The organism is Azospirillum canadense, from assembly GCF_025961225.1.
GTDB lineage: Bacteria > Pseudomonadota > Alphaproteobacteria > Azospirillales > Azospirillaceae > Azospirillum > Azospirillum canadense.
The window spans coordinates 52,501-66,127 of the sequence record NZ_JAOQNG010000010.1 but is presented as its reverse complement, the minus strand read 5'-3'; the positions used below and the strand labels follow the sequence as shown (position 1 = coordinate 66,127).

Below are 13,627 nucleotides of genomic sequence, written 5' to 3'. Positions count from 1 at the left end.
CCCGGCCGCGCCGTCAGACCGCTTCCAGGATGGTGGCGATGCCCTGGCCGCCGCCGATGCACTGGGTGGCCAGCGCGAACCGCTTGCCCTCGCGCTTCAACAGGGCCGCGGCCTTGCCGGTGATGCGGGCGCCGGTGGCGCCCAGCGGGTGGCCGAGCGCGATGGCGCCGCCGTCCAGGTTCACCTTGGCCGGGTCGATGTCCAGGTCGCGCATGCAGGCGATGGCCTGGGACGCGAAGGCCTCGTTCAGCTCGACGATGTCGATGTCGCCGATCGACAGGCCGGCGCGCTGCAAGGCCTTCTTCGCGGCGGGAACCGGGCCGAGGCCCATCACATCCGGCGCGCAGCCCGCGACCGCGACCGAGCGGATGCGGGCGAGGATCGGAAGGCCGTTGGCCTTGGCGTACTCCTCCGTCGTCACCAGCACGGCGGCGCCGCCGTCGGTCAGCGGGGAGGAGGTGGCGGCGGTGACCGAGCCGTCGGCCATGAAGGCCGGCTTCAGGCCGGCGAGCCCCTCCGCCGTCGTGCCGGGGCGGATGCAGCCGTCGCGCTCAACCACGGCACCGCCGGGCGCCGGAATGGCGACGATCTCGTCGGCGAGACGACCTTCGGCCTGCGCGGCGGCGGCCTTGGCGTGGGAAGCGGCGGCAAAGGCCTCCTGCTCCGCGCGGGCGATCTCGTAGCGGCGGGCGACGTTCTCCGCCGTGATGCCCATGGAGCAATAGGCCTCCGGATAGCTCTCCTTCAAGGCCGGGTTGGGCAGCGGGTTGTAGCCCATGATCGGAACGCGGGTCATCGACTCGATGCCGCCGCAGACGAAGACCTCGCCGGCACCCATCTGGATCGCGCCCGCCGCCTGGTGGATCGCCTGCATGGACGAGCCGCAGTAGCGGTTGATCGTCGTCGCGGCGGCGCTCTGCGGCAGGCCGGCCAGGAAGGAGACGGTGCGGGCGATGTTCATGCCTTGCTCGCCCTCCGGGAAGGCGCAGCCGACGACCACGTCCTCGATGTCGGCCGGGTTCACGCCCGTGCGCTCGACCAGCGCCTTGACGACCTGGGCCAGCAGGTCGTCCGGACGGACCCTTGCCAGTTCGCCCTTGTTGGCGAAGGCAAAGGGTGAACGCGCGTAGCCGGCGATGACGACTGGTTTCATGGGTGCGGGTCCTCCGGGGTCTGCGTCTCCGTGATTCCGCGGTGGCGGAAGTGATCGGAGATCTGGGTGTCGATGGTGCGCAGTTCCGCCAGCGTCTGCTGGACATCCTGCAATTGGCGTTCGAGATCGTCGATGCGCCGCCGGGCAATGCGCTGCATGAAGCGCATCTGCTCCAGTTGCGCCTCGTCGGCGTCGTAGAGGGTCAGGAATTCCTTGATCTCGGCGAGGCTGAAGCCCAGCCGCTTGCCGCGGCAGATCAGGGCGAGACGCGCCCGGTCACGGTGGCTGTAGACGCGGGCCGTGCCCTCGCGCGTCGGGGCCAGAAGCCCTTCGTCCTCGTAATGGCGGATGGTGCGGTGGGTCAGGCCGAACTCGTCGGCGAGCGCGCCGATGCTGTAGTTGCGCGCGTCGTCAGCGCTATCAGCGCCATGGCCCCCGCCATGGCCCACGGTGTCGCGGGCGTCCCAGCCCATGCTTCGCGCCGGTTGCGCCATGCCGTCCCACCCTTCCCGTGCTCGTCGTTGCTCACGTTCGTCATTGGTTGACGTTTACGTAAAGGTAAGGTGGAGGCAAACCGCTGTCAAGCCGGACTGCGGGGTACCGCAACGGCCTCTACCCTTGGCTGTTTCAAACGGGGTGCGGCGCACGCGCGCTGTGACAGGATGCCACATCGTTTGGACACCAAACTATGGCACCTTCGAATCGCAAGCAAAGATCCGCCGGGCACCGCCGTCCAGGCGCTGCGGCCCAGGGCGGACCAGCACGGGTTGGGACAGCCGATGTCGTCACGCGCCATCGTATCGCTGGGGGTCTGGATACTCGCCATGGTGCTGGTCGGCACCATGACCGTGGGGTTCGCGCTGCTGTTCTATGTGGCCCTGACCGCCTTCTTCGCGGTCGTGGTGGTGATCATGATGCTGATCACGCGGCAGCGCGACGACGACCGCCGGAAACTGATTTAAGACTCGGTTTCGGGATCTGTTGGGTCTCGCTTCGCTCCACCCGACCTACGGCCCATCCAATTGAGTCGTAGGTTGGGTGCAGCGAAGCGAAACCCAACAGATCACATCGAAAGCCTCACTCCGGCAGCACGCGCAGCCGGCCCACGGACGTGCGGCCGGTCTGGTAGGGACGGTACATGTCCTCCGCCACCGCGCCGGGAATGGTGAACTCGCCCGGCGTCACCGCGCGCACCAGATAGACGAGGCGGAACCGCGGCGCCTGTTTGGTCAGGTCCACCGCCGCGACGAAGCGGTCGTCGCGGTAATCCACGGCACGCGGGGTCGTCAGTTCGCCCAGCCAGGACAGGTCACCGAGCGGCCCGCCGGTGCCGGCCAGCCGCACGGCCTCGATCTCGAACCCGGCTGGCAGCAGGTCGGTGACCAGCGTCTGGTGGTCCACCGGGTCGGTGGCGGAGCCCTCCAGGATCACCACCAGCCGCTCGTTTTGTCGCACGCCCGCCGGATCGACGGGATGGCCGGTCATGTCGAACAGGCCGCGCGTGACGGTCATGCCCTGCTCCTCCGCCGCGGGCGCCTGTTCGGCGACGCCGGCGACCGAGACGATCTGGCGCAGCAGCTCACCGCCCGCGTTGCGGATCGCCGGGACGGCGGCCGGATCGATGCGCTGGAACAGCGGCTTGGCGGCCTCCGTCACCTGATCGCCCTGGGCGATCTTCGCCGGCGGAGCCCGGTCGATCAGCGCCTTGGTGGCGAGCAGGGTCCAGGCCGCCTCCTGCGCGCTGGTGGTGCGCAGCGCGGCGTAGGTCTTGGACAGGCGCTCCGCCGCCTGGGCCAGGCGGTCGCGGTCCACAACGCCGCTTTCCGCCATCAGCGCCACCACCCCGGCGTCATCGCGGAGCGACGAGCCGTAGTCGCGCAGGCTGGCCGACACGACCCGGGCGCCGCTCAGCCGGCCGAAGGCCTCGCCCGCGCGGTTGCCGTCGCCGAGCGCCGCGATGGCCGTGGCCACCTGGGCGCGGGCGAAGTCGGTCTGCAGCTTGTCCCAGAAGTTCTCCTGGAAGTAACGGACGGCCCCGGCGTCGATCATTTTGGCGCGGGCCAGCACATACAGCGCGTAGGCGCGGCCCGGCAGCTCGTCGCCTTCCACCCAGGCGTTGTCGAGCGTCGCCTTCAGCCCGTCCAGCCCCCTGCGGTGCGGCACCTCCGGCACGCGGTACCCGGCGGCCTTGGCACGGCTGAGGAAATCCAGCGCGTAGGCGGTGAGCCAGGAGTCAGCGTCGCCCTTCGGCGACCAAGCGGCGAAGGAGCCGTCCTGGCGCTGGAAGGTCAGCGCGCGGTCAACGGCCCGCTGCACGCGCGCCTTCACACGCTCGTCCGACGCCATGCGGAGCCCGACCGCGACGTCGCCCATGGACAGCAGCGGCAGTGCGCGGCTGACCGTCGCCTCCAGCCCGTTGGCACCCGCCCGGTCCAGCGAGGCCAGCAGCCCCGGCACGTCGATGTCCGGCAGGGGACCGAAGGACAGCGACACCGCGGCCGTCTCGCGCCGAATGCCGTAGAGCAGGTCGGTCGGCAGTTCCACCGGCTTTTCCGGCGGCACCATGATGGCCATGCGGCGGGTGACCAGCGGGGTGGAGGGCCGCACCGCGACCTCCCACTGGCGGGTGATGCGCAAGCCGTCCGGGCCGGTGACGTCCAGCGCCACATGCCCGGCGCCCACGCCCGTCGCGGTCAGCACCCGACCGGCCGACGCGCGCTTGCCGCGGCCGAGATTCTTCACGGCGACGTCCGGATCGCTCAGCGACACGGCACCGCTGGCGATCAGCTTCACTTGGTAGTCGCCGGCCGGGCCGCCGATGTTGTCCAGCGTGACCGGCACGACCGCCTTGTCGCCGGGGGCTAGGAAACGCGGCACGCCCAGATCGGCCAGCACCGGGTCGCGGACCAGCATCGACGACTCGTCGTGGCCAAGCTTGTCGCCGGCCCAGGCGACCGTCATCAGGCGCAGGCGCCCCTGGAAATCGGGAATGTCGAGCGGCACGGACACCTTGCTGTCCGCCCCCACCGGCACGACGCCGGAGAACAACGAGACCACCCGTTCCGACTTCTGCGGCACGGTAACGCCGACCTGCCGCAGGCGCGGTGCGGCGGTGGGCCGCGTGCGGGTGGCGTCCAGCACCGCCGGGTCGATCAGCCGCCCGAACACGTCGCGCAGTTCCACGCCCAGGCGCCGCTTGCCGAGGTAATGGTCGTTCGGGTCCGGCGTGTGCTGGTCGGTCAGCTGAAGCACCGCGTCGTCCACCGAGGCGACGGTCACGAAGGCCGGCGCGCCCTCCGGCACACCGTCCAGCGTCACCTCCGCGGTCACCGGGCGCCGCGGCTCCGTCTCCGCCGGGGCCGCGACACGCACGTCGAGCGCCCGCTGCCCCGCGTCAACCCCCAGCCAGGACAGGCCGACGGCGCGCCGCGGGCCGGCCCTGCCGGCGGTGTTTTGGGTGGTGTTTTGGGCCTCCGGCGTGGCGAAGGCCGTCGCCAAGACATAGACGCCCCCGGTCCAGCTCGGGTCGACCGGGATCTCCAGGAAGGCGCCCTCCGGCCCGATGCGGCGGGTGGTGGCCTGCCGGATCCGGCGGTCGGCGACCGCGATCATCACCTGGCTGTCGTAGGGAGGCTTCACATAGACCCACGCCGTCTCGCCGCCCTTGTAGGCGGGCAGCATGACGGTCACGTCGACCTCGTCCGGCCGCTCGCCGGCCGTCGGGGTCATCCACCAGCCGGCGGCGAAGCGCAGGCTCGTGGCGACGCCGGTCTTGGAATCGAACACCTCCAGCCGGTAGCGCCCGGCGCCGACCGGCGCCTCCACCGAGGCCGGCTTGGCCGCCTGCGCGGCCAGCGTGCCGCCGGTGACGCGCTGGTCGCGCACCGTCACCTTGTAGTCCCAGCGCCCGTTCGCCTCGAACCAGACATAGTCGTAGTCCTCCTCGAACAGCTCGTAGGACAGGTCCTCCTTGTCCATGGGCTGCCCGTCCGGACCGACCGCCACGACGTCGAATCCGGCGGTGGCGCCTTCCGGCACCCCCTCCCCTTCGAAGCGCGGGCGGACGCCGATGGCGAAGGGCTGGTGCCGCACCGGCAGGACGAGGTCGCGGCTGACCGAACGGCCCCCGATGTCCAGAACGGTCGCGCGGACCACCGCCTCCAGCGGCTTGGTGCTCTCCGGCGCCTTGGGCAGGCTGAGATCCAGCTTGGCTTGGCCGTTGCGGTTGGTGGTGAAGCCGGGCCGGTCGGCGCGCTGCGGCTTCACCTCTTCCTGGGCGAGGCCGAAGCGGTAGCCGGGCAGGTTCGGATAAGGGTTGGCAGCCGCGCGCAACGTCACCGACAACTCGCCGGGAAGGCCCGCCGCCGGGGCGCCGTACAGGAAATGGCCGTCGAGCGTCAGCGTCGTCGCGCCGTCCGCCGGCAGTTCCTTCGCCTCCGCCGTCAGCGTCACGTCGAGGCGCGGCGGAACGAAGTCCTCCACCAGGAATTCCGTGCGGCCGAGCACCGGCCCAACCCCACCACCCTGGCCATTGCCTTGGCCGTTCCCGCCGGCCGCCGGGTCCGGCTCGCCATGGGCGGTGACCGTCCAGGTGCCGGTGAAGGCGCTGGGCGGAAGCTCGATGCGGGTGGAAGCGCTGCCGCCACCGGACTCCGCCAGCGGACGCCGCTCCACCTCGAATCCATCGGGGCGCTGGATCACCAGCGTGACGGGGCGGCCGGTCACCGGCTTGGCGTCGGCGTCGCGCAGCAGCATCGCCAGGTTGACGGTCTCGCCCGGCCGGTAGATGCCGCGTTCCGTGTAGAGAAAGGCATCGGGCTGCCCCGGCCGCAGGGTGACGCGGACCGGCGCAGCGCCGGCTGGCGCCCCGCCGGGCGCGGCGGCGTTCGGCGTGCTGTTCGATACCGTCGGCGTGGCGAGGTCGAGGAAGCCGAAGTCGCCCGCCCCGCGGTAGGCAAACAACGCCTGCGCCGGCTCCGTGCCGGCCGCGCGCAGCGCCGCCAGATCGAAGCGGGCGAGGCCATCCGGCCCGGTCTGCGCCTTGCCGAGTTCGGTGTTGTTGCGCGCCAGCAGCCGCAGCTCCACCCCCTCCGCCGGCGCGGCGGTGGCGACCGAGCGGGCGAAGACGACCAGCGAGTCGTCCCCCATGATGGTGTTGAGGCCGAGGTCGGAGACCACGAACCACTGCGTCGCCTTGTGGTCCCAGCCGCCGGGCTTGATGTCCTCGGTGCTGGCGACGGCAATGTAGACGCCAGCCTCCAGCTTGCCCAGCACGGCGTCGATCGGGAACGGCGTCACCACGGCTTGGTTTCGGCTGTTGCTGATCGCCATCTCGCCGCGCCACACCTCCTGCCCGGAGCGGTCTAGGATCTCGCCCACCTCATGGTCGGACAGCTGCTGGCTGATGCGGCCGAAATAGATCTTTTCGACCAGGGAACGGTCGTTGATGCGCAACACCTGCAGCTTGGCGCGGTCCAGGTTGATGGAGCGCAGCGGCAGCCCGTCCGTCCCGATGCGCGGCAGGATGTAGCCGGCACCGCGGAAGGCCAGCGACGGCTTTCGGTTCGGCACCTCGATATCGCGGACGTCGGCGGTCGGCAGGCGCTTGCTGTCGTTGCCGGGCAGGCCGTCGCGCAGGGTGATGCGATACTTCTGCCCGTGCTGCAGCCCGTCCACGCACAGCGTGCGGTCGCGGGCGACGACGTCGCGCGCTGGCGGCTGGGCGCCGTCAGCCGGGGCTGTCCCCTCGCCCAGCGGCACCACCTCCACATAGTCGCGGTAGTTCACCGCGCGCGACTTCTCCAGCCGGTCGGTGAAGGTGAAGCAGGCCTGCGGCACGTCGCGTTCGGCGACCACCTCGGCGCTGGACACGCCAAAGGGCGCGGGCTCCGGCGGCGGGGCATCGGCGGCAAAGACGGGGGTGGACGAGGCGACCAGAACGGCACAAACACGCGCCAAAGCACGCAGCATTCGAGATTCCCTGGACCGGCCATCCTCGCCCGCGGGCGGCCGGGACGGCGCTTTAGAAAAATCGGCGCGGAGTATGCCCAAGCGATTGCGGTTTCGCTATGGCTTTGCAGTCCGTCCCCGAAAAACTCAACACGCCGTCAAAAAATCCAACAAAGGGCGAAATTCAGCACAGGGCACCTCAACAGAGGGCGCGGGCACCGAATTCGAGCGTGAAGCGGCTGCCCTCCCCAGGGCGGCTGTCGATGCGCAGGCGACCGCCGTGCGCCTCCATCAGCGACTTCACGATGGACAGGCCCAGCCCGCTGCCCTGCCCCGGCCGTGCCACCATGGCCGTCGGCTGTCCGAACGGCACCACCGCCTGGCTCAGTTGCTCCGGCGTCATGCCGATGCCGTTGTCCACCACCTCGATCCGGCAGCACCCCCGGGCGCCCGCCGCCCGGACCAGGATGCGCCCGCCTTCCGGCGTGAAGGTGACGGCGTTGCTCAACAGGTTCAGCAGCATCTGCTTCATCGCCCGGTCGTCGGCGGTGACCGCCGGTGTTGCGGGATCGACGTGCATGTCCAGGCGGATGTGCTTGGCCTGCGCCTGCGGCGCCATCATGCGGATCGCCCACTGAACGGTCGCGGCGATGTCCAGCGGACGCCGGTCCAGCGGCAGATCTCCGGCTTGCAACCGGGCGAGGTCCAGGATGTCGTCGATCAGCGACAGCAGGTGCCGTCCGGAGTCGTGGATGTCCTTGGCATAGCCGGCGTAGCGCGGCCCGGCTGACGTCCCCAGAAGCTGGTCCCGGATCACCTCGGAAAAACCGAGAATGGCATTGAGCGGTGTGCGCAGTTCGTGGCTGATGCGGGCCAGGAAATCGCGATTCACGTTCAGCGCGATGCGCAGCCGCTCCGATGTCCGGTGCTGGGCCAGGAGAAAGGCGGCCACCAGCACGGTCGACGCGGACAGCAGCACGGCGATGATCAGCAGCGTGCGCCGCAGGTCAGCAACGCCGTCCTCGATGTCGGCCATGGCCACGCCCACCGCGACCAACAGCGGATAGCCCTCAAGCGCGCGGTAAGCGTAGGCGCGGATCAGTCCGTCGGTCCGGGTTTCCTGCCAATAGACGCCGGCCCGGGACCGGTCGAGTTCCTCCCACAGGCGCGAATGGGAGATGTCCAGTCCCACCGCATCCCGCTCGCCCCACGCCCCGCGGGCGCGGATGATCTTGTCGAGGCCGACCAAAGTCACCGATCCCCGCGGCCCAAGGTTGGCTTGGCGGTAGAAATCGGCCAGCACCTGCGGGTCGACGTTGGCGACGACAAGCCCGTCGAACCGGCCGTCCGGCCCGGCCACGCGCCGGCTGAACGGGATGCCCGGTCCACAGTTCGGATCCGCGTAAGGCTGTCCGATGCGCAGTTCGTCCGGCGCGCCGCCCTTGAATTGGGCGAAGGCCGCGGACTCGCACCGGGACTGGCTCCCCACGTCGCCGTCGCTGCGGAACACCGGCCGTCCGTCGGCGTCGTAGACCGTGAAGCGGCGGATGAGGTTGCGGTCGTAGAGGTCCAGGTCGGCGATCCGGCGGGCGTGCTCCACCCCGCCCTCCTCCACCTCCATGCCTAGGTTCCGCAGGCTGATGTCTACCTCGCGAACGGCGCGGTGGGTGCTCTTCTCAAAGCCGCGGGCCATGGTCTCGGCCTGTGCGACCGTCGCCTGCGTGTGGTCGTGCAGCACCGCACGGGCGACGTGGCCATAGCCGCCCCACACGACCACCAGGGCAACCGCGGTGGCAACGACCACGCCCCATCGGAAGGACACCGGTGCCTGCATCTGGTTCATCTCCGACGCCGCAGGCGGCCACGCCGCGCGGAGCAAGATCGTGTCGCGATGATATCGACACTAAACCATAAGCACGCCCAAAATGCTTCCGAAAAGGGACTGTGGCCCCGGCAAATTGTCGCAGGCGATCAGCGTTGGCCGAAATGCCGGCGCAGCCGCTCGACCGCCTCGTCGAGGATCGCGTCCTTCTTGGAAAAGCAGAACCGGATGAAGGACTTGGGCGCATCCTGGACGAAGAAGGCACTGACCGGGATGGCCGTCACGCCGGCCGTGGCCGTCAGGTGGCGGCAGAAGGCCTCATCGTCGCCGTCGAAGCCGAACGGCGACACGTCGGCCACCACGAAATACGTGCCGGCCGACGGCAGCACGTCAAACCCAACGGAGCGCAATCCCTCGGCCAACCGGTCCCTCTTGGCCTGGAGGCCGGATGCCAGCCCGCCGAAATAGGCGTCCTCCTTGCCGAGCCCATAGGCCACCGCGGCCTGGAGGTTGGGCGCCGTCGTGAAGGTGATGTACTGGTGTGCCTTGGCGACCGGCTGCAGCAGATGCGCCGCCGCGGTGACGTAGCCGACCTTCCAACCGGTCAGCGAAAAGGTCTTGCCGGCCGAGCCGATCTTCAGGCAGCGGTCGCGCATCCCCGGCAGGGTCATCAGCGGGATGTGGCTGCGGCCGTCGAATACGATGTGCTCATACACCTCGTCGCACACCGCGAAAGCGTCGTACCGCTGCACGAACTCCGCCAGCAACTCCAGCTCCGCGCGGGAGAAGACCTTCGCGGCGGGGTTCAGCGGGTCGTTGATGAGGACGAGCTTCGTCTTGGGCGAGAAGGCCGCCTCCAGGTCCGCCCGGCTGAAGCTCCAGTCCGGCGCCTTCAGGCTGACGAAGCGTGGCACGCCGCCGGCCAGCCGGACGATCGGCAGATAGCTGTCGTACATCGGCTGGAACAGCACGACCTCGTCGCCCGGGTTGATCAGGCCGAGCAGGCAGGCGGTCAGCGCCTCCGTCGCGCCGGAGGTGACCATCACCTCGGTCTTCCAATCGACGTCCAACCCATAGAAGCGCTTGCCATGCGCGGCGAGCGCCTGGCGCAGGTCCGGCGTGCCCATCATCGACGGATATTGGTTCCATCCCTCCAGCAACGCCTTGGACGCCGCCTCCAGGACGTCGGCGGGGCCGCGGTCGTCGGGAAAGCCCTGGCCGAGGTTGATCGCCCCATGTTCCTCCGACAGGCGGGACATCACCTCGAAAATCGTCGTTCCATAGCTCGACAGAATCGCGTTGCCGGACTTCACCACAGCCTCCAGTGCACCGCCGGACCATTTTCCGGGGGCGGACAGGATGGACGCAGCGCCGGACGGCTGTCCAGCCCCGTCACTCGGGCATGCTGCCGGCGCGGGCCTCGTGGCGGCGGCGGCGCAGCCGCAGGCGGATGCGCTCGACGGGATGGAACAGGCGCGGGTAGCGGCGCTTCATGCGCACGAACAGCCGGCGTGCGTCCGCGGAATTGCGCAGGAGAATGGCCCCGCCGAGCAGCATCACGGGAAGCCCTCCCGGACCTGACAGCGGCGCGATCAACACTCCGAGCCCGATGATCGTCCACCCCATGCCGATCAGGGCGAGCTGCCGCAAACGGGCGAGCGACAGGGTGCGGGCGGTGTCGGGGCGATGCATGAGCGCACGGTTCTCCTCGGCTACCCGGTCCCATATGGGGCCGGATCGCCGAGGAACCAGGGGCTGGCGCCCCGCCCGCTCTCCTCAATGGAGCGTCGGCGCGCCTTGCCCCATCCTTGTCATGGCCTTGGTGGCTTGGTTTCCCAACGCGCACAGATCCAGCACGTGACGCACGGCGTCCATGTCCGCCGGCGCCGGCTTCCAGCCGAAGTCGCGCTTCAACTCGTGGCGAGCGGCGGCGGCACGGCGGACCAGCATCGCGCAGTCCGTCGCACAGCCCCTCTTGCCGGACGCGCCTACCGCCTCGTCGACCACCGATCGCGCTGGGGATTTCGCGTCCTCCGGACACCGCCGGTCGGCACAGCTTTCCAGCATCAACCGGATCATCCGGTCCCGCTTGGCCGCGTCGATGAAGCCGGACTGGTCGAAATACAGTTTGGTGAAAGTGACTTCCGTCACTTGGGCGTCCAAGCCGGTCGCTCCGACCATGACGGCGGCCACCATTTCAACGCAACGTCCGGCGAAGTCGCGAATGGGCGCTGTGCCGTCGTCGGCGCGGTCGTAAATCCGGCTTGGCAACTCCACCAGCCGTCCGGACGTTTCCTTCACGAGGTAACGGCGCCACACCGGCATGCCCGCCTCCCGTCTGGTTTCCCCATCCCCGAAAAAAGCGTACACCAGACCGAACCGCGACGGAACAGCCGGTTTTCGGGCGTTCCGAACCGCACGCGTTCCGCGAAGGCGCGGCCCAACGAAATTGGGAAGGGAAGAGGTCTGTCATGAAGCTGTTGCGTTTCGGTCCGGCGGGCCACGAGCGGCCGGGTCTTCTGGACGGGAACGGCGTCGTCCGCGATCTGTCGGGGATCGTGGCCGACATCGATCCGTCCACCCTCACCGACGAGGGACTGGCGCGGCTGCGCGCCCTCGACCCGGAGCGCTTGGCCGCGGTGCCGGAGGGCGCGCGCCTCGGCCCCTGCGTCGCCGGCGTCTCGAAGGTCGTCTGCGTCGGCCTGAATTACCGCGCCCACGCCGCCGAGTCGGGCATGGCAGAGCCGGCAGAGCCGGTGCTGTTCATGAAGGCGACCACATCGATCTGCGGACCAAACGATCCGGTGATTGCCCCCAAAGGCTCCACGAAGCTCGACTGGGAGGTCGAACTCGGCATCGTCATCGGCAAAACCGCACGCTATGTCGAAAAGGCCGACGTCTTCGACCACATCGCCGGCTACTGCGTCGTCAATGACGTGTCGGAACGCGCCTTCCAAATCGAGAGCACCGGCCAGTGGGTGAAGGGGAAGAGCGCCGACACCTTCTGCCCGGTCGGTCCCTGGATGGCGACCCGCGACGAGATCCCGGATCCCCAGGCGCTCCGCCTCTGGCTTGAGGTGGACGGCAAGCGCTGGCAGGACAGCACGACCGGCGACATGATCTTCACCGTCGCCGACATCGTCTCCTACATTAGCCGCTTCATGACCCTTCTCCCCGGCGACATCATCGCCACCGGCACGCCACAGGGCGTCGCTTTGGGCCAAAACCCCCAGCCGTGGTTGAAGCCGGGCCAAACGATGCGGCTCGGAGTCGAGGGCCTCGGCGAGCAACGGCAAACCGTACAAGCCTACGAAGGTTGACTCTGCCCCCCTCCCCCGCCGCAAGGTGGGGGAGGGCCGGGGTGGAGGCCGAACTGCCGGCGCTCTCCAGCCGAGCTAAAACGCAAACGTCAAGAAGCCGGCGCTCCTTGTGGGGAGCGCCGGCTTTTGGTGTGTTCGTGAAGACGTGCAAGTGACGTGCGAGCGTTGTCCAACCGGCTGGGTGTTGGCGTGTGCCGTGGTGACCTGGCGGCGACCTACTCTCCCACGTCTTGAGACGCAGTACCATCGGCGCTGAGGCGTTTCACGGCCGAGTTCGGAATGGGATCGGGTGTTGGGAGCCTCGCCATGACCACCAGGTCACCAAGGCACACGCGAGCCATCCAACCGGACGGGCTTGTTTGATCGTTGAGGACGTTTGCTTCTTGCGGCGGAGTTGGGTGTTTTGTGTGTGGGCTGGCCGCTGCGCGTGGCGCGGCGGCGATGGGATCAAGCCGATCGAGCGATTAGTAAGGCTCAGCTTCGGGCGTTGCCGCCCGTCCACATGCCTCCTATCGACGTGATGGTCTGTCACGGCTCTCAAGGGAGTTCTGGTTTAGAGGTGGGTTTCCCGCTTAGATGCTTTCAGCGGTTATCCCGTCCATACTTAGCCACCCGGCGATGCGACTGGCGTCACAACCGGTCCACCAGAGGTATGTCCATCCCGGTCCTCTCGTACTAGGGACAGATCCTCGCAAAACTCCGACACCCACGGCAGATAGGGACCGAACTGTCTCACGACGTTCTAAACCCAGCTCACGTACCACTTTAATCGGCGAACAGCCGAACCCTTGGGACCTGCTCCAGCCCCAGGATGTGATGAGCCGACATCGAGGTGCCAAACGACTCCGTCGATATGGACTCTTGGGAGTCATCAGCCTGTTATCCCCGGCGTACCTTTTATCCGTTGAGCGATGGCCCGTCCACGTGGGACCACCGGATCACTATGGCCGACTTTCGTCTCTGCTCGACTTGTCGGTCTTGCAGTCAGGCTGGCTTATGCCATTGCACTCGTCGAGCGATTTCCGACCGCTCTGAGCCAACCATCGCGCGCCTCCGTTACACTTTGGGAGGCGACCGCCCCAGTCAAACTACCCGCCATGCAGGGTCCCGAACCCGGATCACGGGTTGCGGTTAGATGCCAGAGACCTCAAGGGTGGTATTTCAAGGATGGCTCCACCCGAGCTGGCGCCCGGGCTTCCTAGCCTCCCACCTATCCTACACATGAGATCCCTAGCACCACTGCAAAGCTGTAGTAAAGGTGCACGGGGTCTTTCCGTCTGACCGCGGGTACTCCGCATCTTCACGGAGAGTTCAATTTCGCTGAGTTGGTGTTGGAGACAGCGGGGAAGTCGTTACGCCATTCGTGCAGGTCGGAACTTACCC

At 68.5% G+C, this 13,627-nt stretch carries 9 protein-coding genes and 2 rRNA genes (1 of these 11 cut by a window edge); 2 read left to right on the top strand and 9 right to left on the bottom strand.

Features of this window, described 5'->3' with window-relative positions; all coding sequences use genetic code 11:
• Positions 1-13: 13 nt before the first annotated feature.
• Both M2351_RS36025 and M2351_RS36020 read right to left on the bottom strand, forming a co-directional pair.
• Positions 14-1,153, bottom strand: coding sequence for a thiolase family protein (locus M2351_RS36025; protein ID WP_264660791.1), 1,140 nt, complete (start codon positions 1,151-1,153; stop codon positions 14-16).
• Positions 1,150-1,647, bottom strand: coding sequence for a MerR family transcriptional regulator (locus M2351_RS36020; protein ID WP_264660790.1), 498 nt, complete (start codon positions 1,645-1,647; stop codon positions 1,150-1,152). The genes M2351_RS36025 and M2351_RS36020 overlap by 4 nt, the downstream gene beginning before the upstream one ends.
• A 285-nt stretch (positions 1,648-1,932) precedes the next feature.
• Here M2351_RS36020 and M2351_RS36015 point away from each other — a divergent pair, with 285 nt between their 5' ends.
• Positions 1,933-2,115: a hypothetical protein gene (locus tag M2351_RS36015; RefSeq protein ID WP_209766365.1), complete on the top strand. Its 183-nt coding sequence runs from the start codon at positions 1,933-1,935 to the stop codon at positions 2,113-2,115.
• Positions 2,116-2,230: 115 nt separating this feature from the next.
• On the opposite strand, the gene M2351_RS36010 is transcribed toward M2351_RS36015, so the two are convergent.
• From M2351_RS36010 to M2351_RS35990, 5 genes are all read right to left on the bottom strand, one after another.
• Positions 2,231-7,123, bottom strand: coding sequence for an alpha-2-macroglobulin family protein (locus M2351_RS36010; protein ID WP_264660789.1), 4,893 nt, complete (start codon positions 7,121-7,123; stop codon positions 2,231-2,233).
• 178 nt (positions 7,124-7,301) lie between these two features.
• Positions 7,302-8,936 carry a sensor histidine kinase gene (locus M2351_RS36005; protein ID WP_264660788.1) on the bottom strand — a complete coding sequence of 545 codons (1,635 nt, stop codon included), beginning with the start codon at positions 8,934-8,936 and terminating at the stop codon, positions 7,302-7,304.
• Between the two features lie 137 nt (positions 8,937-9,073).
• Complete coding sequence (locus M2351_RS36000) at positions 9,074-10,237, bottom strand: aminotransferase (RefSeq protein WP_264660787.1); 1,164 nt, start codon at positions 10,235-10,237, stop codon at positions 9,074-9,076.
• A 79-nt stretch (positions 10,238-10,316) separates the two neighbouring features.
• Complete coding sequence (locus tag M2351_RS35995) at positions 10,317-10,616, bottom strand: hypothetical protein (RefSeq protein ID WP_264660786.1); 300 nt, start codon at positions 10,614-10,616, stop codon at positions 10,317-10,319.
• A gap of 84 nt (positions 10,617-10,700) precedes the next feature.
• Positions 10,701-11,249 (bottom strand): hypothetical protein, encoded by a 549-nt coding sequence (locus M2351_RS35990; RefSeq protein WP_264660785.1) that lies wholly within the window; start codon positions 11,247-11,249, stop codon positions 10,701-10,703.
• A 146-nt stretch (positions 11,250-11,395) separates the two neighbouring features.
• On the opposite strand from M2351_RS35990, the gene M2351_RS35985 reads away from it, so the two are divergent.
• Positions 11,396-12,244: a fumarylacetoacetate hydrolase family protein gene (locus tag M2351_RS35985; RefSeq protein ID WP_264660784.1), complete on the top strand. Its 849-nt coding sequence runs from the start codon at positions 11,396-11,398 to the stop codon at positions 12,242-12,244.
• Between the two features lie 202 nt (positions 12,245-12,446).
• On the opposite strand, the gene rrf is transcribed toward M2351_RS35985, so the two are convergent.
• Together rrf and M2351_RS35975 are read right to left on the bottom strand one after the other, a co-directional pair.
• A 5S ribosomal RNA gene (gene rrf / locus M2351_RS35980) occupies positions 12,447-12,562 on the bottom strand.
• Between the two features lie 125 nt (positions 12,563-12,687).
• A 23S ribosomal RNA gene (locus M2351_RS35975) occupies positions 12,688-13,627 on the bottom strand (it continues 1,805 nt past the right edge of the window).

What these genes read in the sequence shown, in the direction of transcription:
- M2351_RS35995 (WP_264660786.1), bottom strand. Translation starts at nt 10,616, where the DNA reads ATGCATCGCCCCGACACCGCCCGCACCCTGTCGCTCGCCCGTTTGCGG.
- M2351_RS35990 (WP_264660785.1), bottom strand. Translation starts at nt 11,249, where the DNA reads ATGCCGGTGTGGCGCCGTTACCTCGTGAAGGAAACGTCCGGACGGCTG.
- M2351_RS36005 (WP_264660788.1), bottom strand. Translation starts at nt 8,936, where the DNA reads ATGCAGGCACCGGTGTCCTTCCGATGGGGCGTGGTCGTTGCCACCGCG.
- M2351_RS36025 (WP_264660791.1), bottom strand. Translation starts at nt 1,153, where the DNA reads ATGAAACCAGTCGTCATCGCCGGCTACGCGCGTTCACCCTTTGCCTTC.
- M2351_RS36020 (WP_264660790.1), bottom strand. Translation starts at nt 1,647, where the DNA reads ATGGCGCAACCGGCGCGAAGCATGGGCTGGGACGCCCGCGACACCGTG.
- M2351_RS36015 (WP_209766365.1), top strand. Translation starts at nt 1,933, where the DNA reads ATGTCGTCACGCGCCATCGTATCGCTGGGGGTCTGGATACTCGCCATG.
- M2351_RS35985 (WP_264660784.1), top strand. Translation starts at nt 11,396, where the DNA reads ATGAAGCTGTTGCGTTTCGGTCCGGCGGGCCACGAGCGGCCGGGTCTT.
- M2351_RS36010 (WP_264660789.1), bottom strand. Translation starts at nt 7,123, where the DNA reads ATGCTGCGTGCTTTGGCGCGTGTTTGTGCCGTTCTGGTCGCCTCGTCC.